19 protein-coding genes are annotated in these 17443 nt (G+C 72.3%); 6 read left to right on the top strand and 13 right to left on the bottom strand.

The window, feature by feature from the left end; genetic code table 11:
• The first annotated feature begins 83 nt into the window (after positions 1–83).
• Positions 84–1286, top strand: a complete 1203-nt coding sequence (locus tag ACGF4F_RS09975) for a PHB depolymerase family esterase (protein ID WP_393076399.1) — start codon at positions 84–86, stop codon at positions 1284–1286.
• 24 nt (positions 1287–1310) lie between these two features.
• On the opposite strand, the gene ACGF4F_RS09970 is transcribed toward ACGF4F_RS09975, so the two are convergent.
• The 5 genes from ACGF4F_RS09970 to ACGF4F_RS09950 all read right to left on the bottom strand — a co-directional run bounded on the left by ACGF4F_RS09970 (position 1311) and on the right by ACGF4F_RS09950 (position 4041).
• Entirely contained in the window at positions 1311–2210 is a 900-nt protein-coding gene (locus ACGF4F_RS09970; RefSeq protein WP_393076396.1) for a TIGR01777 family oxidoreductase, read from the bottom strand.
• 77 nt (positions 2211–2287) lie between these two features.
• Complete coding sequence (locus tag ACGF4F_RS09965; protein WP_393076393.1) at positions 2288–3289, bottom strand: aldo/keto reductase; 1002 nt, start codon at positions 3287–3289, stop codon at positions 2288–2290.
• A 94-nt stretch (positions 3290–3383) separates the two neighbouring features.
• Positions 3384–3659, bottom strand: a complete 276-nt coding sequence (locus ACGF4F_RS09960) for a hypothetical protein (protein ID WP_393076390.1) — start codon at positions 3657–3659, stop codon at positions 3384–3386.
• On the bottom strand, positions 3656–3916 hold the full coding sequence (locus ACGF4F_RS09955) for a hypothetical protein (RefSeq protein ID WP_393076388.1): 261 nt from the start codon (positions 3914–3916) through the stop codon (positions 3656–3658). The genes ACGF4F_RS09960 and ACGF4F_RS09955 overlap by 4 nt, the downstream gene beginning before the upstream one ends.
• Before the next feature lie 2 nt (positions 3917–3918).
• Positions 3919–4041: a hypothetical protein gene (locus ACGF4F_RS09950; protein WP_393076385.1), complete on the bottom strand. Its 123-nt coding sequence runs from the start codon at positions 4039–4041 to the stop codon at positions 3919–3921.
• A gap of 337 nt (positions 4042–4378) precedes the next feature.
• On the opposite strand from ACGF4F_RS09950, the gene ACGF4F_RS09945 reads away from it, so the two are divergent.
• Positions 4379–4618: a winged helix-turn-helix domain-containing protein gene (locus ACGF4F_RS09945; RefSeq protein WP_387272282.1), complete on the top strand. Its 240-nt coding sequence runs from the start codon at positions 4379–4381 to the stop codon at positions 4616–4618.
• A gap of 13 nt (positions 4619–4631) precedes the next feature.
• The gene (locus ACGF4F_RS09940; RefSeq protein WP_393076382.1) at positions 4632–5087 is read left to right on the top strand and encodes a DUF1877 family protein; all 456 of its coding nucleotides are present in this window, start codon (positions 4632–4634) and stop codon (positions 5085–5087) included.
• 12 nt (positions 5088–5099) lie between these two features.
• Here ACGF4F_RS09940 and ACGF4F_RS09935 read toward each other — a convergent pair whose 3' ends face one another.
• Positions 5100–5861, bottom strand: a complete 762-nt coding sequence (locus ACGF4F_RS09935) for an aminoglycoside adenylyltransferase domain-containing protein (protein ID WP_393076379.1) — start codon at positions 5859–5861, stop codon at positions 5100–5102.
• Between the two features lie 192 nt (positions 5862–6053).
• On the opposite strand from ACGF4F_RS09935, the gene ACGF4F_RS09930 reads away from it, so the two are divergent.
• Positions 6054–6845, top strand: a complete 792-nt coding sequence (locus tag ACGF4F_RS09930; protein WP_393076376.1) for an SGNH/GDSL hydrolase family protein — start codon at positions 6054–6056, stop codon at positions 6843–6845.
• A 243-nt stretch (positions 6846–7088) separates the two neighbouring features.
• Here ACGF4F_RS09930 and ACGF4F_RS09925 read toward each other — a convergent pair whose 3' ends face one another.
• From ACGF4F_RS09925 to lpdA, 6 genes are all read right to left on the bottom strand, one after another.
• Positions 7089–7358 carry a type II toxin-antitoxin system prevent-host-death family antitoxin gene (locus tag ACGF4F_RS09925; protein ID WP_357435023.1) on the bottom strand — a complete coding sequence of 90 codons (270 nt, stop codon included), beginning with the start codon at positions 7356–7358 and terminating at the stop codon, positions 7089–7091.
• 146 nt (positions 7359–7504) lie between these two features.
• The gene (locus tag ACGF4F_RS09920; protein ID WP_393076373.1) at positions 7505–8428 is read right to left on the bottom strand and encodes an LLM class flavin-dependent oxidoreductase; all 924 of its coding nucleotides are present in this window, start codon (positions 8426–8428) and stop codon (positions 7505–7507) included.
• Between the two features lie 167 nt (positions 8429–8595).
• Positions 8596–9084 (bottom strand): hemerythrin domain-containing protein, encoded by a 489-nt coding sequence (locus tag ACGF4F_RS09915; RefSeq protein WP_393076370.1) that lies wholly within the window; start codon positions 9082–9084, stop codon positions 8596–8598.
• Between the two features lie 108 nt (positions 9085–9192).
• Positions 9193–10479: a low temperature requirement protein A gene (locus ACGF4F_RS09910; protein ID WP_393076834.1), complete on the bottom strand. Its 1287-nt coding sequence runs from the start codon at positions 10477–10479 to the stop codon at positions 9193–9195.
• Between the two features lie 134 nt (positions 10480–10613).
• Positions 10614–12452: a 2-oxoglutarate dehydrogenase, E2 component, dihydrolipoamide succinyltransferase gene (gene sucB, locus ACGF4F_RS09905; protein WP_393076367.1), complete on the bottom strand. Its 1839-nt coding sequence runs from the start codon at positions 12450–12452 to the stop codon at positions 10614–10616.
• A 67-nt stretch (positions 12453–12519) separates the two neighbouring features.
• Positions 12520–13911 (bottom strand): dihydrolipoyl dehydrogenase, encoded by a 1392-nt coding sequence (gene lpdA, locus ACGF4F_RS09900; RefSeq protein WP_393076365.1) that lies wholly within the window; start codon positions 13909–13911, stop codon positions 12520–12522.
• Positions 13912–14088: 177 nt separating this feature from the next.
• Here lpdA and ACGF4F_RS09895 point away from each other — a divergent pair, with 177 nt between their 5' ends.
• Complete coding sequence (locus tag ACGF4F_RS09895; protein ID WP_393076831.1) at positions 14089–14418, top strand: hypothetical protein; 330 nt, start codon at positions 14089–14091, stop codon at positions 14416–14418.
• Between the two features lie 159 nt (positions 14419–14577).
• Here the strand turns inward: ACGF4F_RS09895 and ACGF4F_RS09890 are convergent, their stop codons facing one another.
• Complete coding sequence (locus ACGF4F_RS09890) at positions 14578–16146, bottom strand: leucyl aminopeptidase (RefSeq protein WP_387422386.1); 1569 nt, start codon at positions 16144–16146, stop codon at positions 14578–14580.
• Between the two features lie 162 nt (positions 16147–16308).
• Between ACGF4F_RS09890 and gcvT the strand changes: the two genes are divergently transcribed.
• Entirely contained in the window at positions 16309–17439 is a 1131-nt protein-coding gene (gcvT, locus tag ACGF4F_RS09885; protein ID WP_393076361.1) for a glycine cleavage system aminomethyltransferase GcvT, read from the top strand.
• The last annotated feature ends 4 nt before the right edge of the window (positions 17440–17443 follow it).

Here is a 17443-nt window from a genome sequence, read left to right as displayed (position 1 = left end):
CCATGTCGGGCCGCGCAACCCGGACGTAACGTCTCGGCAACTTCAGCGTGACTCAGTTCACAGTTCGCCGTCGGGAGGTCGCCGTGCGCCGCTCCTCATCCATCCTCACCCGCCTCGCCGGGGCGGCGGCCGGGATCCTGCTGGCCGCGGCCGCGGCGCTCACCGCCGCCCTCCCCGCCCAGGCCGCCTCGCTCACCCAGGTCACCGGCTTCGGCTCCAACCCGGGCAATCTCGCCATGTACGCGTACCGGCCGGACGGCCTGCCGGCCAACGCGCCGGCCGTGGTGCTGCTGCACGGCTGCACCCAGAACGCCGGCGGCTACTTCGCCAACTCCGGCTGGCAGAAGTACGCCGACCTGTGGAAGTTCGCGCTGATCGTGGCGCAGCAGCCAGCTGCCAACAACTCCAGTTCCTGCTTCAACTGGTTCGAGACCGGGGACACCGCGCGCGGCCAGGGCGAGGCCCTGTCGATCAAACAGATGGTCGACTACGCTCGGACCAACTACGGCACCGACGCCGCCCGGGTGTACGTGAGCGGCCTGTCCGCCGGCGGGGCGATGAGCGCGGTCATGCTCGCCACCTACCCGGACATCTTCGCCGCTGGCTCGGTCATCGCCGGCCTGCCGTACCGCTGCGCCACCAGCAGCACCAGCGCGTACTCCTGCATGAACCCCGGCGTCGACAAGACCCCGGCCCAGTGGGGTGACCTGGTCCGCAACGCCTACCCCGGGTACGCCGGGAAGCGGCCGCGGGTGGCGATCTGGCACGGGACCGGCGACTACACCGTCGCCGTGGCGAACGCCGTCGAGTCCCGGGACCAGTGGACCAACGTGCTCGGGGTGTCGCAGACCCCCACCAGCACCGCCACGCTGCCCGCCGGCACCAGCCTCGAGGTGTACGGCAGCGACCAGGTCCGGCTCTACCGGGTCGCCGGGATGGGCCACGGCACCCCGGTCGACCCGGGCTCGGCCACCGACCAGTGCGGGACCGCCGCCGCGTACTTCCTGGACACCATCTGCTCGACGTACCGGGACGCGCTCTTCTTCGGCCTCGACGGCGGGGTGACGCCCAGCCCGACGCCGACCGCGTCCCCGTCGCCGACCCCGACGGCGCCGCCGGCCTGCGTGACCGCCAGCAACTACGCCCACGTGAGCGCCGGCCGGGCCTACCAGTCCGGCGGCTACGCCTACGCCCTGGGCAGCAACCAGAAGATGGGCCTCTACAACACCTTCAACACGACCACCCTCAAGCAGACCGGCCCCAACTACTGGGTCATCGGCTGCTGACCGCCCGCCGTCGCCCTCGCCGGGTCACTCGGTGAGGGCGGCGTGCAGCGCGCTCGGCAGGTCGCGGTGGGTCCAGGTGAAGCCGGCCTTGGTCAGCACGCCGGGCAGGACCCGCGCGCTGGTCAGGGCCTCGTGGGCGAAGCCGCCGAGGGCGATCTTCAGGGCCAGCGCGGGGACCGGCATGATCGCCGGCCGGTGCAGCTGGCGGGCCAGTTCCCGGGCGAACTCGGCGTTGGTGACCGGGTTCGGGCTGGCCACGTTGACCGGGCCGGCGAGGTCGTCGCGGGCCAGCAGGAAGGCCACCGCGTCCAGCCAGTCCCGCATCGAGATCCAGGGCAGCCACTGCCGGCCGCTGCCCAGCTTCCCGCCGACGCCTAGCCGGAACGGCAGCAGCTGCGGTTTGAGCATCCCGCCGACGCGGTCCAGCGGCAGGCCGGTGCGCAGCCGCACCACCCGTACGCCGGCGTCCTCGGCCGGCCGGGTCGCGGCCTCCCAGACCCGGCAGACGTCGGCCAGGAAGCCCTCGCCGGCCGGGGAGTCCTCCTCCACGACCCGGTCGCCGGTGTTGCCGTACCAGCCGACCGCCGACGCGTTCAGCATCGCCGCGGGCCGGTCGGCGGCGGCCAGACCGGCGATGGTGATCGCCAGCGTGGTGGTGGTGTCCACCCGGCTGGACCGGATCAGCCGCTTGTACTCGTCGTTCCAGCGCCGGTCACCCACCCCGGCGCCGGCCAGGTTGACCACCGCGTCGGCGTCGGCGACCACCGCCGGGTCGAGCTGCGCGGCGGACGGATTCCACTGCCGCTCGTCCGGCGTGCGCGGCGGGTGGCGGACGAGACGGGTGAGCTGGTGCCCGTCCGCGGTGAGCCGGTCGACCAGTCGGGTGCCGAGGAAGCCGGACACTCCGGCCATGAGGATCCGCATGCTCATATCTTCGGGTACGGACCCGGCGCCGGATGCGTTGAGCGGCATGCGTCACTCGCCGGTCCCGCCGCCCGCAGTCAACGCACCGGGGCCGCCGGGCGCAGGTCGGCCAGGAGTCGTTCCACCTCCGCGAACGCCTCGGCGGGCAGCGGGCCGAGCGCGAGCGTCGCGAAGTTCTCCTCGGCCTGGGCCACCGTCCGGCAGCCCGGGATGGGCACCGTCCGCGGGCTGCGGGCCAGCAGCCAGCCCAGCGCGCCCTGGGCGAGCGTACGACCGTCGGCGGTCAGCGCGTCCCGGATCTGCGTGACCCGGGCCGACCACTCCGGGGTCGGCCGCCCGTCGGTGAACCAGACCAGCCACTCCGGGGCCACCCCCCGCACGTCGTCCCGGCCGACCGCCCGGGTCGAGCCGGTGAGCAGGCCCATCGCGAGCGGGCCCCGGTCGAGGCTGGCCAGGTCGAGCGAGTCGCAGACCGCCAGCATGTCGAGGTTGTCGTGGAGCACCGACTCGTCGTGCTGAATCGCGGTGCAGTGCGGTCCCGCCTCGGCGAACGCCCGCGCCGACGACGGATTGTCCGTGCTCCAGCCGTACGCTCGGATCTTGCCCTGGGTGACCAGGCCCTCCAGGGCGTCGATCAGATCGAGCGCGGCGGACGCCGGCAGGTCATTGATGTGCAACTGGTAGAGGTCGACGTGGTCGGTGCCGAGCCGGCGCAGCGACTCGTCCAGGCTCGCCACCGCGTACGCGGGGCTGGCGTCGGTGCCGGTCCAGCGCCGGCTGGCCTCGTCGGAGCGGTTGCCGAACTTGGTGGCGATCACCGCGTCGTCGCGCCGCCCGGCGAGGGCGCGGCCGAGGATCCGCTCGCTGTGGCCGGCGCCGTAGTTGCTGGCCGTGTCGAAGAGGGTGACGCCCAGGTCGAGCGCCCGGTGGATGGTGCGGACCGACTCGTCGTCGTCGACCTCGCCCCAGCCGAACGGCTGCCCGCCGTCGCCCCACAGTGGCCCGCCGATCGCCCAGCATCCCATGCCGACCGCGCTGACCGTGATGCCGCTGCGGCCGAGTGTCCGTGTCATCGTCATGCGGTCCAGTGTTCGACTTCGAGCGCTCTCCAAGTCAAGGCATGCGCTGCCCCTCCCGTCGCCCCTGACGAAGGCGGAGTGAACTGTTCGGCCGCTACGAACTTGATGACGTGAATGGATCGCGTCGAGAGCCGACTGCCCAGCCGAGGAAGCGGGCGTAGAGCTGCCCCGGCGTCGGCCCGTCCTGCGGGTGCAGGAGGTGCAACTCGGCGGCCGCGTCGTGCAGCATCCCGCCCAGGTAGACCAGCAGCGCCACCCGGTCATCGACGTACTCGCGGAGCAGGGTGAGCCGCGCCGTCGGGCACGGCCAGGGCGCGGCGCAGGCCCGGCAGAGCCAGAGCGGCCGGAGCGGCGTGTGCGGCCGACTCACCACCGGCCGCCGTTGGCCCGCCAGGTCTGCGCCGGGGTCAGCCAGCCGGCCCGCCCGACCTGCGGGTTCGCCCGGGTGGCCTCGTCCCACCACCGGCTGTTCGGCGGCGGCGCGGGCGGCTCGGTGGGGATCGGCGCGTGCCGGTCCGGGCAGGCGGTCCAGCGCAGGCCGCACGAGCACCAGCGCCGCCCGCGTCGCCAGGTCCGCCGGTGTCGGGGCGCGAGCGGCACCGACGCCGCGTTCCGTCGCGGCCACATCGTCAGCACCCCCCATCGGGTACGCGGACCGGCAGCTCACCGTGGACCCGCAGCTCGTTGATCACCCAGGGCATCGGCAGCTCGCCGAGCACCTTCTCCATCGCGTCCACCGGTTGGTCGACCACTGTCCGCACGCTGCTCCGCCTCTCTTGGATGCGGCGCCGAGACGGGCGGGGTCGACCGTGCGCGCGCATGGCCGGCCGGAGCCCGGCACCCGCCCCGGGCCTGCTCACGAGCCCGTCGACACCGGGTCGCGGGCATGGGGTGGCACCCGGCCGACTACCGGGGGAGCAGCCGGCCAGGTGGTCCTACGGGACGACCAGCTCCGGGTTTGCAGACCAGGAGGAGCCGGTCGAGCCAAGCCTAGGATAGGCGCTTATATAAAGCAAGGGTATGGCTGGGCATTGGTTGCCATAACAAGCTGCCTCGTGCTCAAATGGCGGTGCAGACCAGGGAGAACAGATGCCCGCCAAGCCCAAATGGGCGCAGCTTGCGGACCACATCCGTGGGCAGATCGCGTCCGGTGAACTCGCTCCGGGAGACAAGCTCCCGTCCACGGCTCAGCTCTGCCAGGAGCACGGAGTCTCGACCATCGTCGTCCGCCAGGCCATCTTCGCGCTCAGGACCGAGGGCCTGGTCGAGGGCGTCCAAGGCGTCGGCGTGTTCGTCGCCGAGGAGTTGCCGAACGCGCCTGACCGGTGAGCGCGGTGGATTCATGGGCATGACCCTGTGGTTCACCAGGGTGACCCCGCAGGAACTGGACCGGGCGATCGCGGACCCGGAGTGGGCGGCGGAATATCTGGACGGCGAGAACCTGCCGATCTGCTACCTCGAGAAGTCCTGGGCCGGCATCCAGTTCCTGCTGGACGCGGCCGAGGTGGGCGTCGACCTGTACGAGGACGGCTTCCTCATCGACCAGGAGTGCACCCTCCTGGGCTGGGACGACGGCATGGTCGCCGACGCCGCCCGGGCCCTGAGCGCGACGCCGTTCGAGGCGTTGGCCGGCCACTACGACCCGGCGAAGCTGAGCGCGGAGGAGATCTACCCGCATCGGCGGGTGTGGGACGACGACGACCTCGACTACCTGCGGGACCACCACGAGGAACTGGTCCGGTTCTTCGTGGCGACCGCCGCCTCCGGCGGCGCCGCGATCCGGAGTTTCAGCTTCTGACTGGGTGCGTGTTCACCGTGCTGGAGCGGTTTCGCGCAGCACGGTGTCGAGCACCTGGGCGACGCCGTCCGCGTCGATCGGCGCCGCCGGATTCACCTCGTATTGGTGAAGCGCCTGCCGGACCGCGGTCAGCGACGGGTCGCGGTCGAGTGCCCACCCGGCGGCCTGGGCTTTGGCGCAGTGCCGGCCCTCGACCGCGAAGCGCCAGATCCGGCATGCGGTGAGGACCATGAGGGCCGCGTCCTCCGCGTCGTCGGTGCGCGACTGCCAGGTCGTCAGCCAGTACCGGCCGCGCTCGTGGAGCCACTCGCCCGGCACCGGCGCGAGCACCTCGCCCGGCTGAGCGCCGCGGAGCGCGTGCCCGTCGGCCCGTGCCATCGACAGTTCGGCCGGCAGGTCGGGGGCGGCCGGCACCCGGCGGTCGACCTCGAACCCGACGGACGAGCCGTCGTACCGGCCGACGTGCAGCTCCAGCGGAGGCGCCGGCGTCGGCGCGCCGGCCACCGCGGCGGTCACGACGTGCAGGTCGATGCCGGCGGCACCGTCGATCCGGGCGTGGCGCACCCGGTCCGCCAGGGCATCGAGCTGCGGGTCGGACAGTCCACCGTCGACGACGACGAGCAGGTCGATGTCGCTGCGACCGACGCGGAAGCCGCCCGCCGCCAGTGATCCGTGCAGGATCACCGACCGGAGCGCCCCGTCGACGATGTCCACAACGGATCCGGCCAGTTCCTCCGCAGCGGTCCGGGCGGAGATTTCGTCATCGCGTGCCACCCGGAGTTTCTAGCAGGCGTCCCCATGCCGGCCTGGCTGTGGGCCCTCCCGCCGTGGCAACCCCTGCCAGCCGAGGTGCCGTTGCCCCGCCGGCGGGCTTGCCCGAATTTCCCGACAGGTCTTCCGAGGCAGATGTATCCAGTGATATCTATATAGATCCGAATCGTTCCTTCGCCCCCCTCGGAGGATCCCGTGCTCAGATCCCGCCTCGCAACCCTCACCATGAGCCTGGCGACGGCGCTTGCCAGCGTTATCGCGCTGGCCACGCCGGCCCAAGCGGCCTCCACCGTCCGATACGTCGCCCTCGGCGACTCGTACGCCTCCGGCGTGGGCGCCGGCAACGAAAGCGGCTCGTGCCGCCGCAGCCCCAACGCCTACCCGTCGCTGTGGGCCACGGCCAACGCTCCCGCGTCGTACACCTTCGTGGCCTGCTCGGGTGCGACCACGACGAGCGTGCGCGACACCCAGCTGGGCTACCTGTCGACCAGCACCACGCTGGTGAGCATCACCGTCGGTGGTAACGACGTCGGGTTCAGCGACGTTATGACCACCTGCGTGGTGTACGGCGAGTCGGCGTGCATCGCGGCCGTCAACGCGGCCGAGGACAAGGCTCGGACGGAGCTGCCGCCGAAGCTGAACAACCTGTACCAGGCGATCCGCGCACGTGCGCCGTCCGCCCGCGTGGTGGTCATCGCCTACCCGGTCTTCTACCGGATCGACACCTACTGCCCCGGCCTCAGCGACATGTCCCGCGCGAAGATCAACGAAGGCATCAACCTCCTGGACGACATCACCAAGAATGCCGCTGTCCAGAACAGCTTCGTCTTCGCCGATGTCCGCCCGATCTTCCGTGGCAACGAGCTCTGCGCCTACGGCGAGAAGTGGCTGCACGCGTTGAACTGGGCCGACACGAGCATTTCGTACCACCCGACGGCCGCCGGGCAGTCCGGCGGTTACTACCCGACCTTCGCCCGGGCCGTGTGACGGGTTCGGCTTCTCGTGGTCAGCGGTCCCGCCGCTGACCACGGGCCGGTCGGCGAACCACGGCCGGGTTCGCGTCGGCCCCCGCCCCGCTGCGCGGCTGCGTCCATCTCGCGCGTTGCGGGCAGCCTGACCGGTCCAGGATCACGGTTCGGCGCTGATCACCATCTCCTCGGGTAGCTCTGCCGGATACAGGCCAGCGAGGTGGATGACGATATTGGTGTCGATCAAGCCGCGAAGGAAAGTTCACCACTCACGGTCGAGAAGGTCCTGCCCGATCGCCGCGTCGAGGTCCCTACGGAATCTGGATTCGTCGAGTACCGGAGCTGTCGCGAAGGCCGCCATGACCTCGGCTCGGGGAACGAAGGTGCGTCGCCGGATTGGGATCAGCCGACCGATCGGAGTGCCGTTTCGGGTGATCGTGAACGATTCTCCGCGCTCAACGCCACGCATGATGGCACCCGAATCGTTGCGCAGTTCGCGCTGCGTGATCTCGCGAGGAGCGTGCTCAGCCACAGCGACAATCTAACCCCGTGTGCTACGAGGTGCTACGAAGCCAGTTTGGCGGCTCGTGTACGTGGCCGCCGGTCAGACGCCAGTGCGGGGATGTGGCGGTGTCTGGGCAGGTGGGACACCGCCACATCGGCGAATCGGGGGGTGGATCAGGACAGGGACGCCAGGTGGGGGAGGAGCGGGGCCAGGGCGTCGACGGCATCGGCGCGTACCACGAAGCGGGTGATCCCCCAGCGGCGCCGGTGCTGCGCGACCGCCGCGACGATCTCCTCGGCCGTGCCGATCAGCACGAACGGCGTGGCGAGCAGCTCGGCGGTGGTGAGACCGGCGTGCTCGGCGAACTGCACGGCGGCGGCCTCGGCGTCGTCGGTCACGGTGACCTGCTGGACCAGCGCCTCCAGCACAGGCGGCGTGTCGCGACCGGCGGCACCGGCCGCCACGTGGGCGAGCTGCGCCTCGATCTGGTCGGCCCGCCACCGCACCTCGTGCGTGTGGCCGTCGGGGAGGGTACGGCCGGCGCCGAACAGGCCCACCACGTCGGCGTGCGCGCCGGCCCAGCGCAGCAGCGTCGAGTTGGACGTACCGATGGTGAGCGGGACCGAGTCCTGCACCGGCCTCAGCTCGGTGAGGCGCGCGGCGTGGGCGACCAGGTCTGGGCTGTCCACAGTGATCTCCTTGCCGGCCAGCAGGTCGCGCACGGCCTCGGCCACGGCGATGCAGCGGCGCACCCGGCCGGGCACGTCGGGGCGCTCGCGGCCGACGGCCCGCCACTCGGCCGGGGTGTGGCCGGCGCCGACGCCGAGCCGGGCCCGCCCGCCGGAGACCACGTCGAGGGTGGCCACGTCGGTGGCCAGCAGGATGGGCTCCCGGACCCCGGCGTTGGAGACGTACGAGCCGAGGCCCAGCGTCGAGGTCACCGCCGCCGCGGCGGCGAGGGCCACGAACGGCGACGCGCCGTGGCCCGGGTGGTCGGCGGCGAACAGGGCGTCGAAGCCGGCCGCCTCGACCCGGCGGGCCAGGTCGAGCCAGCTCGCGGCGTCGGTCGGTCGGGCCTGGACGGAGAAGGTCACCATCGCCCCAGCATGCTGTGCCCCCACCCGCGCCGGCCAGCGCGCCCGGGCCGATTCTGCCAACGGGCGAATCCGCCGCGTGGCGCGTGCCCCTTCGGGGAGCAACTTCGGGGAAAGCGCTGCCTACCGGCGCCCGGAGGTGGCAACTCCCCGAAGTTGCGCCGCCGAGGTCAATCCGCGACTGTCGGGACTTCCATGCCGAACAGTTCGTGAGGCGTGCCGGCGGTCAGCGCGTCGAGGGCGCCGACCAGCTTCCGCTCCTCGTAGCTGAAGTGCGACTCGAGCAGCGCGGCGAGGCCGTCCAGCTCGGCCCGGACCGCCGGCCCGTCGGCCGCCCCGGTGAGCAGGGCGTCGACCCGGCGCAGCAGGTCCGCCACCACCCGGTGGTCCTCGCTCAGTTGGGCGAGGACGGGGCGCAGCTCGGGCACCTGCTCGGCCAGGACGCGGAACGCGCCGGCGTCCTCGCCGGTGTGGTGCCGGTCCAGGGCTGCACAGAAGCCGACGCAGTGGGCCCGTAGCTCGCGGGACAGGCCGGCGCGGTCGGGGGAGTCGAGGCTCGCGCGGAGCCGGGCCAGCTCCTCGCGGAGCCAGTGGTGGATCTCGATCAACTGGGTGCCGAGGGCGGTCAGTCGCCCGGCCGGTGAGTGGGATGGGTGCACATGGTCCCCTGCTGTCCCGCGCCTCCATGCCCTCGGCGGCCTTCGTGCCGGGTGCACCGCGACGCTACGCCGCACCCTACGCGACCCGGCTGCCGTACGCCGCCCACGTCACTCGCCCTCGTCCCGCTCGTCCGGCTCGTGCCAGCGGGCCCGGTAGGCGGCCTCGTGCGCCTCGTGGGCGGTCCGTTCCTCGAAGACCAGCTTGCGCAGCGCCGTCCGGCCCTCTTCGAAGATCACCACCTCGGCGGCAACCATGCCCACGCAGATCGCGGTCAGCAGTGCCAGGGTGCCCAGCGCCGGCAGTTGGTCGACCAGCGGGGGGCAGATGGCGAGCAGCCCGAGGGTGCCGACCCGGGTCCAGCTCAGGGTGTGCAGGGTCCGCAGCTGGAACAGCATGTCGCCGCAGAGGTAGAGGAACACCCCGCCGAAGAGCAGCGGCTCGGCCGGGCCGCGGGCCGGCTCCCAGTTGGAGATGTTCGGGCTGGTGATCTGGTGAACGATTTGCTCGGCACCGAGCGCGAACAGGATGATGCCGGCGATCATCGGCAGGTAGCAGTACGCGTACGCGTCCCGGGCCATGGTGAGCCGGGGTTTGCCCTGCGCCGAGTGCAGGGCGATCCGGGCGGCCGGCCCGATCATGTCGTAGTGCGCCCACCAGAGCGCGGCGGTGAAGAAGATGCTGAGCACCGCTGCACCCACCGCTGGCAGGGTGGGTGGCTGCCCGATCAGGTTGCTCCCGACGCCGACCGAGATGACCGACTCGCCCAGGGCGATGATCAGGATCAGGTCGTACCGTTCGGTCCAGTGCTCGGCCGAGGCGATGCCCCAGCCCGAGGCGTTGGCGAGTTGGCCGGTGGTGTACTGGAGCAGCACGGCCAGGCCCCACAGCCCGTCCCGGACGACTGGCGCCGCGGCGGAGTCGTGTATCGCCCCAGGGATCAGCGCGGCGGCGAGCAGCAGCAGGGTGCTGCCGACCAACTCCGGGGTCAACTTCGTCAACTGCCGGCGTTCGCCCGGGCTGCCCCGCGTCGCCTGCAGGAGGAGCAGCACGTGAACCAGACGGAACACGATGTAGCTGACCGCCGCCACGACCGGCCCGGCGGCGTTGCCCCGCACGTCGTGGAACGCCTGCGGCAGCGACAGGGCGAAGGTGAACAGCGCCGCCATGCCGACCGTCATCAGCACCGGCACGAAGCCCTCGCCGAGCCGGACCCGGGTGGCGACCACGCTGTGCAACACCCACGACCACCACAGCACCGCGAGGACCAGCAGGGCGTGCAGCAGCGCCCCGCCGCTGACATCCCGCGCGGTGGACCGGGTGATGATGAAGAACGAGAAGACGAAAACCAGGTCGAAGAAGATCTCGAACCGGTCCACCCGGGCCGCGGGAGCCATCGGCACCGCAGGCCCGAGGCGCCTCCCGAAGCCGCTCACCGGACGAGTCTTTCAGCGGCCGGACGCTTGCGCGCCGGATTCCGGTACAACGAAGGGCGCGCGGCTCAAGCCGCGCGCCCTTCGTCGTCAGGGCGTCAGAGCCCCAGCTCGGCCTCGAAGTTGCCGGCCTCCAGCCGCTCCTTGACCGCGACGAGGAAGCGGGCCGCGTCCGCGCCGTCGATCAGCCGGTGGTCGTACGACATGGCCAGGTAGACCATCGAGCGGACCGCGATGACCTCGCCCAGCTCCGGGTCGTTGACCACGACCGGACGCTTCACCACGGCACCCGTGCCGAGCATCGCCGACTGCGGCGACGGCACGATCGGGGTGTCGAAGAGGGCGCCCCGGCTGCCGGTGTTGGTCAGCGTGAAGGTCGCCCCGGCGATCTCGTCCGGGCTGATCTTGTTGGTCCGGGTCCGCTCGGCCAGGTCGGCGACCCGCTTGGCGATCCCGCCCAGGTTCAGGTCGCCGGCGTTGTGGATGACCGGCACCAGGAGGCCCCGCTCGGTGTCCACGGCGATGCCGAGGTGCTCCGCGTCCGGGTAGGTGATCGTCCCGGCCTCCAGGTCCATCCCGGCGTTGACGATCGGGTAGGTCTGGAGCGCCTCGACGGCCGCCAGGGCGAAGAACGGCAGGAAGGACAGCTTCACGCCGTGCCGCTGCTGGAAGGAGTCCTTCGCCTGTGCCCGCAGCTTGGCGATCTTGGTGACGTCCACCTCGATCACCGTGGTGAGCTGCGCCATCTCGTGCAGCGACTGCTGCATCCGCTTGGCGATGGCCGCGCGGATCCGGGGCAGCTTCTCGGTGGTGCCGCGCTTCGCGCTCGGCTGCGGCTTTGCGGCCGGCTTCGCCGGAGCAGCCGCAGCGGCCGGAGCGGCGGCCTGCGGTGCCGGCGCGGCCTTGGCGGCCTTCGCCTTCTCGGCCGCCTCGAGGACGTCCTGCTTGCGGATCCGCCCGCCGACGCCGGTGCCGTTCACCGAGGACAGGTTCACCCCGTGCTCGGCGGCCAGCTTGCGGACCAGCGGGGTCACGTAACCGGCGGCCTCCTCGCCGCCACCCTGGACGGGGGCGGTCGGACGCTGCGGGGCGGGGGTCGGCGCGGCAGGCTGCGCGGCCTGCTCGGCCCGCATTGGCTGGGCGGCGGTCTCCGCCTCCGGGGCCGGCTGGTTGTAGGACACGCCCGGGGTCGGCTCCTCGACCTTCGGCGCCGGCTGGGCCGGGGCCGGCGGCGCGGGCTTGGCCTCGGCCTGCGGGGCGGGCTTGGCCTCGGGCTGCGGGGCGGGCTTGGCCTCGGGCTGCGGCGCAGCCGGGGCCGCGCCGGCCGCACCGATGATCGCCAGGTCGGCGCCGACGTCGGCGGTCTCGTCCTCGGCGACCTTGATCTCCAGCAGCGTGCCGGCGACCGGCGACGGGATCTCCGTGTCGACCTTGTCGGTGGACACCTCCAGCAGCGGCTCGTCCACCTCGACGCTGTCGCCGACCTGCTTGAGCCAGCGGGTGACCGTACCCTCGGTGACGCTCTCCCCGAGGGCTGGCATCTTGACCGGGGTGCCCGCGCCCGACGGCGCCGGGGCCGCCTGGGCCGCCGGCTGCTCGACGGCCGGCTGCTCCGCCTCGGCCTGGGGCTCGGCGGCGGCCTCCTCGGCCTCCTCCGCCGGGGCCGCCTGCGGCGCGACCGCCCCGCCGGCCTGCTCGCCCTCGCCGGCGATGACCGCCAGTTCGCTGCCGACCTCGGCGGTCTCGTCCTCGCCGACCACGATCCGGCTCAGCACGCCCGCCGCGGGCGACGGGATCTCGGTGTCCACCTTGTCCGTGGACACCTCCAGCAGCGGCTCGTCGACCTCGACGGTGTCGCCCTCCTGCTTGAGCCAGCGCGTGACGGTGCCCTCGGTGACGCTCTCACCGAGCCGGGGCATGGTGACCGATACCGGCATGTTCTCCAGACTCCTTCATTCCCCTGGTGGGATCATCGCCCGTCGCCGGACGCCGCGGTTGTCGTGGTCAGTTGTGCGCGTGCAGCGGCTTGCCGGCGAGGGCCAGGTGCGCCTCGCCCAGGGCCTCGTTCTGCGTCGGGTGGGCGTGCACGAGCTGCGCCACCTCGGCCGGGTACGCCTCCCAGTTGTAGATGAGCTGCGCCTCGCCGATCAGCTCACCGACCCGCGCGCCGACCATGTGCACGCCGACCACCGGGCCGTCCTCGACCCGGACCAGCTTCACGTGGCCGGTGGTCTTGAGGATCTGGCTCTTGCCGTTGCCACCCAGCGGGTAGTTGTAGGCCTTGATCTTGTCGGCGCCGTACTGCTCCTTGGCCTTCGTCTCGGTCAGGCCGACCGACGCCAGCTCCGGGTCGCAGTAGGTGACCCGCGGGATGCCGGCCTCGTCGATCACGGCCGGGGTCTGGCCGGCGATCTCCTCGGCGACGAAGATGCCCTGCTGGAAGCCGCGGTGCGCGAGCTGCAGGCCGGGCACGATGTCGCCGACCGCGTAGACGTTCGGCACGCTGGTGCGCAGCCGCTCGTCGGTCAGCACGTAGCCGCGGTCCATCTTGACGCCCTGCTCCTCGTAGCCGAGGTTGGCGGTGTTCGGCCCGCGCCCGACGGCGACCAGCAGCAGCTCGGCCTCGACGGTGTCGCCACCTTGGATGGTCAGCCGGACGCCGTTCTCGGTCTTCTCGACCTTCTCGAACGGCTTGCCGACCTTGAAGTTGATCTTCCGCTTGCGGAACGCCCGCTCCAGCGCCTTGGACGACTCCTCGTCCTCGGCGGCGACCAGGCGGGGCAGCGCCTCGACGATGGTCACGTCGACGCCGAAGGACTTCCACACGCTGGCGAACTCGACGCCGATCACGCCGCCGCCGAGCACGATCGCCGAGGCCGGCACCCGGTCCATGACCAGGGCGTGGTCACTGGTGATGATCCGCTCGCCGTCGATCTTCAGGCCGGGCAGGCTCTTCGCGTACGAGCCGGAGGCCAGGACGACGTTGCGGCCGGTGTAGCGCTTGCCGTCGACCTCGACGGTGTTCGGCGCGACCAGCTTGCCGGCGCCCGCCACGAAGGTGATGTTCTTGGCGCCGCCCACCAGGCCCTGGAGGCCCTTGTAGAGCCGCGAGATCACCCCGTCCTTGTACGAGTTGACCGCGGCCATGTCGATGCCGACCAGTTCGGCCTTGACGCCGAACTGCTCCGACTCGCGGGTCTGGTCGGCGATCTCGGCGGCGTGCAGCAGAGCCTTGGTCGGGATGCAGCCGTTGTGCAGGCAGGTGCCCCCGAGCTTGCCCTTCTCGATCAGGGCCACGGACAGGTTCAGCTGGGCGGCGCGCAGCGCGGTCGCGTAGCCGCCGCTACCACCTCCGAGGATCACGATGTCGAAGGTTGCGTCGTTCGGCTCGCTCACGTCCAACTCCCAGGTCGCGTCACTGCTTCGGGGGTTACGGTGGAGTAACAGGCACACCCCACCTCGGTCATCTTGTCACCACCGCCGACGAAGCGCGTAGTGAGGTGCCCAACGACACGTCGCCGCCACGTACGCTTGGCACCGTCTTCGATGACGTACGGGGAGGGGTTGGGCGCGGTGGGACTGTTCCGACGACGCAAGCGGACGGACGCGGTGAGTCGCGACCGGGTCGCTCAGCGCGCCGATCTGGACCACCTTGAGAACTTTGTCCGCACCCGACGTGGCGTCGAGGCGTACATCGAGCCCCGGACCACGGTCACCGAGACCACCGTCATGCTGGTCGCCGGCGACGGCGAGTGGACCCGGCGGCGGGTCGGCAGCCCGGAGGAGGCGCGCCGCTTCGCCCACAAGCTCGCCATCCCGATCTACGACGTCCGGCTGATGGGCTATCCGCAGCGCATGCGCGACTACAACGAACGCCGCAAGCGCCGCCCCGAACTCTTCTGACGCCCGCCTCTCGGGCCGTGCGGCGGCAACGTCGCGGAAGTCGCTGCCGCAGCGCGTCCGGACCCGGCAACCTCCCCCGAAGTTGCGCGGCTCCTCCAGCGGGCAGACGCGCGGACGGGGTGCCCCCGGAAGGGGCACCCCGTCGACAAGAGGTGCGGGTCAGCCGTTGGCGGCGACGTCCTCGACCAGGTGGACCAAGGTGCGGACCGGGACGCCGGTGCCGCCCTTGGTCCAGTAGCCCGTCGCCTCGCCCGAGTGGTAACCGGGGCCGGCGATGTCGATGTGCGCCCAGGCCACGTCCTCGGTGACGAACTCGCGCAGGAAGACGCCGCCCTGGAGCATGTGACCGGCCCGGTCCATGCCGGCATTGACCTGCGAGATGTCCGCCACGTCGGAGTCCATGCCCTTGCGCACGTCATCCGGCAGCGGCATCGGCCAGGCCGGCTCGCCGGTGGCCTCACCGGCCGCCTTCACCCGCTCGCACAGCTCCGGAGTGCCCATCACGCCGGCGATCTTCTTGCCCAGCGAGATCACCTGGCCGCCGGTCAGGGTCGAGGTCTCGAACAGGTAGTCGGCGCCGTCCTCGCAGGCCCGGGCGATGCCGTCGGCGAGAATCATCCGGCCCTCGGCGTCGGTGTTGAGCACCTCCACCTTCTTGCCGCTGTACATGGTGATCACGTCGCCCGGCCGGTAGCTGGTGCCCGACGGCATGTTCTCCGCCATCGGCAGGTAGCCGGTCACCGCCACCGACGGCTTGAGCGCCGCGACCGCCAGCATGGCCGCGCCGACCGCCGCCGCGCCGGCCATGTCGGACTTCATCTCCCACATGCCCTGGGCCGGCTTGATCGAGATGCCGCCGGTGTCGAAGGTGATGCCCTTGCCGACCAGCGCCACCCGCTTGCCGTTGCCGCCACCGGACGGGGTGTAGGTCAGCTTCACCAGCCGCGGCGGCGCCTCCGAGCCCTGCCCGACGGCGAGGATGCCGCCGTACCCGCCGGCGGACAGGGCCGCCTCGTCGAGCACCTCGACGCCGAGCCCGGCCTCCCGGGCGGCGGCGGCCACGGCCTCGGCGAACGCCGGCGGGCGCAGCTCGTTCGGGGCGGTGTTGACCCAGTCCCGGCTGGTCAGCACCGCGCCGGCGACCGCCTGGGCCCGGGTGACCTCCGCCTGCGCGGTCGCGTCGGCGGCGTCCGGCACCGCGATCAGCACGTCGGCCACCGGCTCGCGCCGTCCCGGCTGCGGCTTGGTCTTGTAGCCGGCGAACCGGTACCCGCCGAGCAGCGCGCCCTCGGCGACCGCGCGCAGCGCCGCCGGGGCGTCGGCGTCGTCGGGCAGCGGCAGGGCGAGCGCCACGCGCGGCGCGCCGGCCAGGGCGCGTACCGCCGCGCCGGCGGCCCGGCGCAGGGTCTCCGGCGCCGGGGCCGCGCCGGACGGCTCGGGGCCGAGGCCGACGGCGGTGACCAGCGGGGCGGTGATGGTGCCAAGCGTGGCCAGCTTGATCACCTCGCCGGGGCCGCCGGTCGCGCCGAGCAGCGCCAGCGTCTCGGTCAGCTTGCCGTCGAACGCGGCGGCGATGCTCTCCGCGCCGCTGGCCAGCAGCAGGGCGCCGGCGGGTGAACCCGAGCCCTGTTCCGCGGTCTGGCTGTGCACGCCGATCACGATCGCGTCGACGGCGAGTTCGGCGGGGTCGGTGTCGACCAGGCTGAGGGTGGTGCGGGGCGATGTCACTGAAGCTACTCCGGGCGGGCCGGGCCGGTCGCGTGGTCGCGTACCGGCGATGAAGGTCTCCGGCGGCAACCTACCCGCCGGACGCGTGGCTGTCCCGCCGATGGGCCTCGACGGGTCCCGCCGATGCTAACCAGGCGTTCAGGTGGCGGTAAGTTGCCACCCATGACCGAGGTGACCTCCGACGCCGCCGCGACCCGGCTGCGCCGTTCCCCGCTGCACGAGCGGCACGCCGCCGCCGGCGCCAAGTTCGCCCCCTTCGGGGGTTGGGAGATGCCGCTGGAGTACGCCGGTGGCGGCGTGCTCAAGGAGCACACCGCGGTGCGTACCGGGGTGGGTGTCTTCGACGTCTCGCACCTCGGCAAGGCGCGGATCACCGGGCCGGGCGCCGCGGACTTCGTCAACGCCTGCCTCACCAACGACCTCGGCCGGATCGCCCCCGGCAAGGCGCAGTACACCCTCTGCTGCGACGAGGCGACCGGTGGCGTGGTGGACGACATCATCGCCTACCTGCACGCCGACGACCACGTCTTCCTGATCCCGAACGCGGCGAACACCGCCGAAGTGGTCCGCCGCCTGCGCGCCGCCGCGCCGGCCGGGGTGGTCATCACCGACGAGCACGAGGCGTACGCGATCCTCGCGGTGCAGGGGCCGCGCTCGGCGGACCTGCTGGCCGCGCTGGGCCTGCCCACCGAGCACGACTACATGAGCTTCTCGGCGGCGACGCTGGACGGCGTCGAGCTGACCGTGTGCCGCACCGGCTACACCGGCGAGCTCGGCTACGAGCTGGTGATCCCGGCCGAGCACGCGCTCGCCGTCTGGGACGCGCTGTTCGCCGCCGGGGCGGCGTACGAGCTGCGGGCCTGCGGGCTGGCCGCGCGGGACACCCTGCGCACCGAGATGGGGTACCCGCTGCACGGGCAGGACCTCTCGCTGGAGATCACCCCGGTGCAGGCCCGCTCCGGCTGGGCGGTGGGCTGGGACAAGCCGGCCTTCTGGGGCCGGGACGTGCTGCTCGCCGAGAAGGCCGCCGGCCCCCGGCGTACGCTGCGCGGGCTGGAGGCGGTCGACCGGGCGATTCCGCGCCCGGGGATGGCCGTGTACGCCGGCGACTCCCGGGTCGGCACGGTCACCAGCGGCACGTTCAGCCCGACGAAGAAGCAGGGCATCGCGCTCGCCCTGATCGACACCGAGCCCAAGCTCGCCGACGGCGAGGTCCTCGAGGTCGACATCCGTGGCCGCCGCGCCCCCCTGCGCCTCCACCGCCCACCCTTCGTCCAGCCCTCGGTCCGCTGACCTG

Origin of the sequence: Micromonospora sp. NPDC047740, assembly GCF_043204735.1 — a bacterium.
In the GTDB taxonomy this organism is placed as follows: domain Bacteria; phylum Actinomycetota; class Actinomycetes; order Mycobacteriales; family Micromonosporaceae; genus Micromonospora.
This window is presented reverse-complemented; position numbering and strand designations above follow the sequence as displayed.

Bases quoted from the DNA above. Each gene is read 5' to 3' on its own strand.
- ACGF4F_RS09970 (WP_393076396.1), bottom strand. From the start codon at position 2,210: ATGCGGATCCTCATGGCCGGAGTGTCCGGCTTCCTCGGCACCCGACTG.
- ACGF4F_RS09965 (WP_393076393.1), bottom strand. From the start codon at position 3,289: ATGACGATGACACGGACACTCGGCCGCAGCGGCATCACGGTCAGCGCG.
- ACGF4F_RS09955 (WP_393076388.1), bottom strand. From the start codon at position 3,916: ATGTGGCCGCGACGGAACGCGGCGTCGGTGCCGCTCGCGCCCCGACAC.
- ACGF4F_RS09945 (WP_387272282.1), top strand. From the start codon at position 4,379: ATGCCCGCCAAGCCCAAATGGGCGCAGCTTGCGGACCACATCCGTGGG.
- ACGF4F_RS09940 (WP_393076382.1), top strand. From the start codon at position 4,632: ATGGGCATGACCCTGTGGTTCACCAGGGTGACCCCGCAGGAACTGGAC.
- ACGF4F_RS09920 (WP_393076373.1), bottom strand. From the start codon at position 8,428: ATGGTGACCTTCTCCGTCCAGGCCCGACCGACCGACGCCGCGAGCTGG.
- ACGF4F_RS09910 (WP_393076834.1), bottom strand. From the start codon at position 10,479: ATGGCTCCCGCGGCCCGGGTGGACCGGTTCGAGATCTTCTTCGACCTG.
- sucB (WP_393076367.1), bottom strand. From the start codon at position 12,452: ATGCCGGTATCGGTCACCATGCCCCGGCTCGGTGAGAGCGTCACCGAG.
- gcvT (WP_393076361.1), top strand. From the start codon at position 16,309: ATGACCGAGGTGACCTCCGACGCCGCCGCGACCCGGCTGCGCCGTTCC.